Consider the following 6,911-nt stretch of genomic DNA (forward strand, 5'->3'; position numbering starts at 1 on the left):
ACTGGGATGTATTCGGCCTCCCTTATGTTCAAAATGCGCATATAACAAGGTGCTATAGCCTGCCGACACAAGCCACACTCCTTACAACTGATTGCACAAGTCGGTGAAACTGGCTTGAAGATAGTTGGGGATAATCACCTTAGTATATTGATTTATCACCCCAACGGGGTTTGAAGTGGCCAGTCCCACAAGCGGCATACCAGCCGACTTAACAGATTTAAAGCCACTAGTACTATCTTCGAAAGCCACACACTCGGTGGGCCTCACCCCGAAATAGCTTGCTCCAAGCAGATAGCAATAGGGGTCGGGCTTGCTTTTGGCAAAGTCTTCGGCCGTGAAAACGTGGTCGAAAAGTGCCTTAAAGTTGGGATGTTGGTCATAAACCTGCTGCATTTTTTCTTTGTTGCTGCTTGTAACAACGGCCGTATTAACTTTAAGCTGATGCAATTGGGCAATGAAATCCTCAAAACCAAGTACATACTCAAACTGCATATTGCGCTCGAATGTGTTAAGTTCTGCCGTTATTTTATTCTGCAAATCGGGTTTGTCAGCAAAGTAACGCTCGTAAATCCATGTCAACGTTTGTCCTTTAATGCTGGTGGCCAATTGGGGTTCGTTGGGATAATGGCGTGCGAACACGGTGCTCCAAAACGCTGTATACTGTGGTTCTGTGTCGAAAACAACACCATCCAAATCAAAAAGAGCTGCTTTTTTGTAACTCATATTCTCTATGTTTTAAAGGAAAATCCATCATATCATCCTACACGTGGCCTGGTGCGATGTCATTGCAAACAAAGCCATAAAGCCTGCCCTACCCTTTCTTTACTTGCGAACATACATGCCGGCATTTAGGTTTGCGATAAATTTTTCGCCCTCTTCAAAACCTTCTTCGTAAAGTGCTTCCAGCTTTGTTGTATCTTTCTCTATGCGCCCAACATCCATTGGGCGTTGTGGCCGAATACAAGCCACACGTCCCTCACGTTCTAAATTTTCCACCAATTGTAGCTGAGCGTTGTACACTTCTAGTCTTCTACTAAGCACAACTCTTAACCGAGGATACTTCTTATAAATAAAATTGGGTATCTTATGGTCTTTCCCTGTAGCTCTAAAGCCGTAGTTGCGCGTCATCACCACAACATTAAAGTCGTGACCTGTATCTATGGCCCTTTGCACGGGTATGCTATCCACAATTCCTCCATCCAGCATTGGAATGCCATCTACATTTACAATTTTGCTAACAAAAGGCAAACTGCTCGACGCACGCACCACATCTAGAACGCGTTGTTTATTCTCTTTCTCCGTAAGATACATAGCCCCACCTGTTAAACAATTGGTGGTTACCATCTCGAATGTGGCTCGATTGCGAAAATAAGCATCATAATCGAAAGGCAACAATTCGTTGGGAAACTTATCATAAAGCAATTCTTGATCGAATATACAGCCTTGAGTTACCAAGTGGCGCAGCCCTAAATATTTGTAGCGAGCCAGAAAATCGATGTTTGAAAGTCGTGCACGACGTGGTTGCCAACTCATATACGACATGCCATTGCAGGCCCCTGCCGACACAGCAACAATGTAATGAAACCTTAAGTCGTGCTTCATAAAAGCATCGAGCACACCACTGGTAAACACACCTCGCATGCCTCCTCCTTCAAGAACCAAGCCTTTATTTGACCCTATTTGCATAAAACACATTAAATTTTAGGGGCAAAGATAATAAAACATGCGCATTTTTTGCTATCTTTGCGTACAAATGTTTAAAACTAATAATCATGTTCAGTAAGGAAACTTATATCCGTAGACGTACCGAACTAAAAAACTTGGTACAAAGTGGTGTAATTGTCATTTTTGGCAACAACGAATCACCCTGTAATTTCCCCAATAATGGGTATTACCCATTCCGTCAAGACTCGTCGTTTCTTTATTACTTCGGCGTGCAACGCGACGGTCTTGTGGGCGTTATCGATGTTGACAACAACGTAGACACACTTGTTGGAGACGATATCGACATTGAAGATATCGTATGGTATGGCTCGGTTGACAGCGTAAAAGATTTAGCTGCACAGGTGGGAATTGAACACTCATCACCCATGAAGCACCTCAAGACTGTTTGCCACGACGCTATTAAGCAGAAAAGAAAGATACATTTCTTGCCCCCCTATCGTCACGACATCAAACTACAAATATTCGACTTACTGGGCATTCACCCCAACCAACAGAAGGATGAAGCATCGCTAACCCTCATCAACGCGGTTGTAAAAATGCGTTCGGTGAAGGAAGACCAAGAGATTGAAGAGCTTGAAAGAGCTTCTGAAATTGGTTATCTTATGCATACCACAGCTATGAAGCTGATTAGACCAGGCGTTACCGAGAAATATATCGCTGGACAAGTGAGCGGCATTGCTGGTTCTTATGGTGCAATGGTTAGTTTCCCAACCATCTTTTCTCAACATGGAGAGATTATGCACGGCAATCCCTCGATGGCTATTTTGGAAGAAGGCCGACTGGCTTTGTGCGACTGTGGTGCTGAAACCATTAATAACTATTGCTCGGACAATACACGCACCATGCCTGTTAGTGGTAAGTTCACCCAAAGACAATTGGAAATTTACACCATCGTAGAAGCTTGTCACGACCATGCGCTTGAACTTTCTAAACCTGGTGTGAAATATTACGATGTGCACATGGGTGTTTGCCGAATGATGACCGACCGCCTAAAAGAACTTGGATTGATGAAGGGTAATACCGATGATGCTCTTGCTGCTGGCGCTCACGCTCTATTCTTGCCTCACGGACTGGGACACATGATGGGTATGGATGTGCACGACATGGAGGCACTAGACCAAAAATATGTTGGTTACGACAACGAGATTCAACCCTCTAAGCAGTTTGGTACAGCTGCATTGCGCATGGCACGTCGCTTGGAGAAGGGTTTTGTGGTTACAGACGAGCCAGGTATATATTTCATCCCCGACCTCATCGACGACTGGAAGGCCAAGGGACACTGCAAAGACTTCCTTAACTTCGACCTCATCGAAACGTATAAAGATTTTGGTGGCATAAGACTGGAAGACGATGTGCTAATAACCGATAACGGTTGCCGCATTTTGGGCAAGGACATCATTCCCTACCACCCCAAAGACGTGGAAGAGTATATGGCCAAACATCGCGCCTAATCATAACCCATCCACTTAAGGCTAGAGAGCCAACACTCAACCATAAGGATGCCTGCGCACAGCCTTTGGCCTGCGCACGGCATCTCTTCATAAGCAGAAATTAGTATCTTAATGGGGGATAAATAAACAAAGAGAGATAATTATAAAGATTTTTCCTAATTAACATTTTAAGCATAAAAACAAACAAAACAATGAAAAAAGTATTCTTAGCAGCACTTGTTGCGCTCACTGCGACAGGTTTAAACGCAAAGACTCCTAAAGCAAAGCCACAAACGGCTAGGAGCAAACCCGTGTTTACGGTGATTAAAGAAAACAAAATCACCAGCATCAAAGACCAAAACCGCAGTGGCACATGCTGGGACTATGCCACGATGAGCTTCCTTGAGAGCGAAATCTTGCGTAAGTCGGGCAAAACCTACAACCTAAGCGAAATGTTTATCGCCAACAAAAACTACATGGACCGCGCCGTTAAGGCAGTTAGAATGCATGGCGACGTATCGTTTGCACAAGGCGGAAGCTTCGACGACCCACTCCACGTTATCAAACAGCACGGCATTGTGCCCGAAGACGCTATGGCATTACCTGGCTCTATGACGGGCGATTCGCTGGCTAATTTTGGCGAATTTTTCGATTCCATGCTGCCTTACGTAGAGGCTGTGGCTAAGAGCAAGGCTAAAAAACTGTCGCCTGCATGGAAAAACGGATTGCAAGGCATCCTCGACTCTTACCTAGGTAAATGCCCCGAAAACTTTACTCACGAAGGAAAGAGCTACACTCCGAAATCGTTTGCTGAGAGCCTAGGACTTGACTGGGACGAATATATAACATTCACCAGCTACACGCATCATCCTTTCTACACAAAGTTTGCTGTTGAGGTACAAGACAACTGGCGTTGGGCTCAAAGCTACAACGTGCCTATCGAAGACCTTACTCGTATTATCGACAACGCCATCATGAATGGTTACACTGTTGGATGGGGTGGAGACGTTACCGAAGATGGATTCACACGTAAGGGCCTTGGTATCCTTGTTGACGCTAAGAAGGTGCGTTCAATGGCTGGTACCGACGCTGACCGCTGGTTTAAACTTTCGGCCAACGAGAAAAAACAACGTTACGACTCGCTCGGAATTAACGCTCCCGAGGTTGTTCCCACTCAAGCTCTGCGCCAAGAAGCCTACGACACCTGGGAAACTACCGACGACCATGGTATGCATATCTTCGGTATTGCTAAAGACCAAAATGGTAAAGAATATTATATGGTGAAGAACTCATGGGGTCAATATGGCGACTACAAGGGTATTTGGTACATGACCAAGGCTTATGTGGCTATGAAAACAATGGACTTCATGGTTAACAAGAACGCTGTTCCTGCCGACATCTTGCAAAAGATTGGTTTGTCTAAATAAGACTGAGGAATTAGATTACTTTTAGGCAGGTTCAGATAAGCGCATTAAAAGCCACCATTGCCCATCAGGACAATGTGATACAATGTTTTATGAATCGCCACTTAATCTTCAACAATCGTCTAGGTTGGGTTAGAAGCATTGCTTCTTCTCGTCCTAGACGATTATATTTTCGCCCTTTCCCAACAAACTAGCTCTCTCCCAATCACGCCTTGCTAACTTTCGTCTTAAACAGAACATAATAAAGAACCGTATTCAAAACCTGTAGAACCCCATTTACCCCTTCATTCCATACCAACAAACACTAGGATAAGACTTTCGGCCTGGAGTTATACATAATCTAACGTAAGGTCGACGAATTCAGTACAAAGTAAGTTGTCTTTCAAAGTTCTTTTGTACATTGATACACGGTTTCTTTGAAAACAGACAATAGACAGCAATGGCACCTAGTAAGTTGACGATGAAATTGCCAAAGCTTTAATGGCTTTGGGGGCTATACTTGGGCAATGTAATTAGGTTCATCAGTTACCGTTTCTATATATGTACTCTCTGTTTCTTACAGACACACAGTGGGATGCTGTCAACGAATCTTATATCAGTGCATTTGCGCAACAGGGCCTTCTTGATAAACAAGGTTAAGGCTATGACTACATCCCTTTCTAAATTTACTATACGGCTATAAGAAACAACTTTTGGAAAAAGATAGCATAGCTGTTTGCATACTTTTTCAAAATAGAAATGTTTAAAGCAGCGATAACCCGAATCGTGAAAAACATTCATTATAAGCATGACTTCTGCCTTTGACTTTGTATAATTTCGATAACATTTTCTTTTTGGGGTGATTTTAGCGTATATTTTGCTTGCATTGCATCAAAAAACTTTCAGAAATTATCTACCATACATTATTTTTTATAACTTTGTTCCGGGTAAGCATAGTTATTTTTGTTTGTGATTTCTGAAATTAAACACCTTAAAGTTGCAATAAATTTCACCAAATACCAAATTCACAAACACTTATAATTTATCGAACTCACGTTATTTAATTAAGACTTACATCATGATTAAGCAGAAAGATTACATATGAGAAGTATCATTATTTTCTTTATTTGTTTTTCATTTACATTACATGCGCAAGAAAAACAAGGACGTGTAATGCGTCCTAACAGTAGAGGTTTAGGAAAATGTTCAGTGATTGGGCAGGCCCCAATTAAAGTTATATATGCTCTAAATGCTAATGATATTAGCGATGAACATACTTATTTAGATTCTCAAGTGCTTCTAATAGGAAAAGGTTTGAGTAAGCTTTATAGCCGTTTCTTAGAACTAAACGATTCTTTACATGATGATTTTATTAAGCGAAACCCAAATGCAACTAGCATACCAAGAATAATGTTTTCAGGAGGAAGGAACAATCAATATTGGAGTGAGTATCAATTTACAGATATTTACTCGACTAACAACACATATACTTGCTATGCTAAGATGCCATGGGCCATGGAGCGCTATAACGCTTTCTATACTGAGTCGATGTATCAACAACATTGGACGCTTTCTGATGAGCAGCTATCAATACTGGGGTATGATTGTCAAAAAGCAACTTGCCATTGGAGAGGCCGAACTTTTGAGGCATGGTTTACTTCTAAAATTCCTACGCGATTAGGCCCATGGATATTTGGAGGATTGCCTGGACTAATTTTAAAACTATACGACAAAGAACATCTCTATACATGGGAAGCTGTAGAGATAAAATCTGGTAATTTTCCAATTATTAAAAGTGAATATAAAGGATTTATTAAGGATACACGTGAACATATTTATAAATTACAAGTAGCCGCAAATCGAGATCACCTTAAAACAGCTGGAGCACGCGATTATCAAACGGGGCAATTAAAATCAAAGCCACACCCTTACGAGCCATTAGAGAAAGAATAGATGAAAACCACAACCATATTCAGCCTGCTGATTATTTTTTGCTTGAAGATACAAGCTCAAACTGTCATTGAAGGTAGTGTGCTAGATGCACAGGGCAAGTTTGGAGATGCCATTGTAACAGTAACGGCAAAAGGGACTAGTATCGTACTGGCATTTGCAGAGACAGATACTAAGGGTGACTATCGTTTGGAGGTTAATTCACAATCCGATAGTTTAACAATTACCGCAGCAGGTATGTCTATAGGGCAGCAAGTTAAAGTTGTTGCTAACCGTTCACAACGGTTAAACTTTCGAGTCAAAGAAAAGGTATTACAACTTAAGGAAGTTAAAGTTCATGCCAAGAAAATACGACAAAACGGTGATACTCTTAACTATTCTGTTGGTGCATATCAACAGCAAG

General features: G+C 41.9%; 6 protein-coding genes and 1 pseudogene. 4 read left to right on the top strand and 3 right to left on the bottom strand.

Annotated features, from left to right (window positions below; genetic code table 11):
• Window positions 1–81: 81 nt before the first annotated feature.
• Together QME03_RS10060 and QME03_RS10065 are read right to left on the bottom strand one after the other, a co-directional pair.
• Window positions 82–723 carry an HAD family hydrolase gene (locus tag QME03_RS10060; RefSeq protein ID WP_070720746.1) on the bottom strand — a complete coding sequence of 214 codons (642 nt, stop codon included), beginning with the start codon at window positions 721–723 and terminating at the stop codon, window positions 82–84.
• Between the two features lie 99 nt (window positions 724–822).
• Entirely contained in the window at window positions 823–1,686 is an 864-nt protein-coding gene (locus tag QME03_RS10065) for a patatin-like phospholipase family protein (protein ID WP_281724279.1), read from the bottom strand.
• Between the two features lie 86 nt (window positions 1,687–1,772).
• Between QME03_RS10065 and QME03_RS10070 the strand changes: the two genes are divergently transcribed.
• A complete protein-coding gene (locus QME03_RS10070; protein ID WP_273116535.1) occupies window positions 1,773–3,176 on the top strand; it encodes an aminopeptidase P family protein in 1,404 nt (467 codons plus the stop codon).
• A 191-nt stretch (window positions 3,177–3,367) separates the two neighbouring features.
• The gene (locus QME03_RS10075; RefSeq protein WP_281724280.1) at window positions 3,368–4,582 is read left to right on the top strand and encodes a C1 family peptidase; all 1,215 of its coding nucleotides are present in this window, start codon (window positions 3,368–3,370) and stop codon (window positions 4,580–4,582) included.
• Window positions 4,583–4,939: 357 nt separating this feature from the next.
• Here QME03_RS10075 and QME03_RS11865 read toward each other — a convergent pair.
• Window positions 4,940–5,513: pseudogene (locus tag QME03_RS11865) on the bottom strand (transposase family protein).
• 146 nt (window positions 5,514–5,659) lie between these two features.
• Here QME03_RS11865 and QME03_RS10080 point away from each other — a divergent pair.
• Complete coding sequence (locus tag QME03_RS10080; protein ID WP_281724281.1) at window positions 5,660–6,511, top strand: GLPGLI family protein; 852 nt, start codon at window positions 5,660–5,662, stop codon at window positions 6,509–6,511.
• Window positions 6,512–6,911, top strand: a 400-nt coding sequence (locus QME03_RS10085; RefSeq protein ID WP_281724282.1) for a carboxypeptidase regulatory-like domain-containing protein, incomplete at its 3' end; no start/stop codon positions are given. It lies immediately after the preceding gene.

The organism is Hoylesella shahii (assembly GCF_937990675.1).
GTDB classification, from domain to species: domain Bacteria; phylum Bacteroidota; class Bacteroidia; order Bacteroidales; family Bacteroidaceae; genus Prevotella; species Prevotella shahii.

Excerpts from the sequence above, each read along its gene's own strand:
- QME03_RS10060 (WP_070720746.1), bottom strand. The coding sequence starts at position 723 with ATGAGTTACAAAAAAGCAGCTCTTTTTGATTTGGATGGTGTTGTTTTC.
- QME03_RS10065 (WP_281724279.1), bottom strand. The coding sequence starts at position 1,686 with ATGCAAATAGGGTCAAATAAAGGCTTGGTTCTTGAAGGAGGAGGCATG.
- QME03_RS10070 (WP_273116535.1), top strand. The coding sequence starts at position 1,773 with ATGTTCAGTAAGGAAACTTATATCCGTAGACGTACCGAACTAAAAAAC.
- QME03_RS10075 (WP_281724280.1), top strand. The coding sequence starts at position 3,368 with ATGAAAAAAGTATTCTTAGCAGCACTTGTTGCGCTCACTGCGACAGGT.
- QME03_RS10080 (WP_281724281.1), top strand. The coding sequence starts at position 5,660 with ATGAGAAGTATCATTATTTTCTTTATTTGTTTTTCATTTACATTACAT.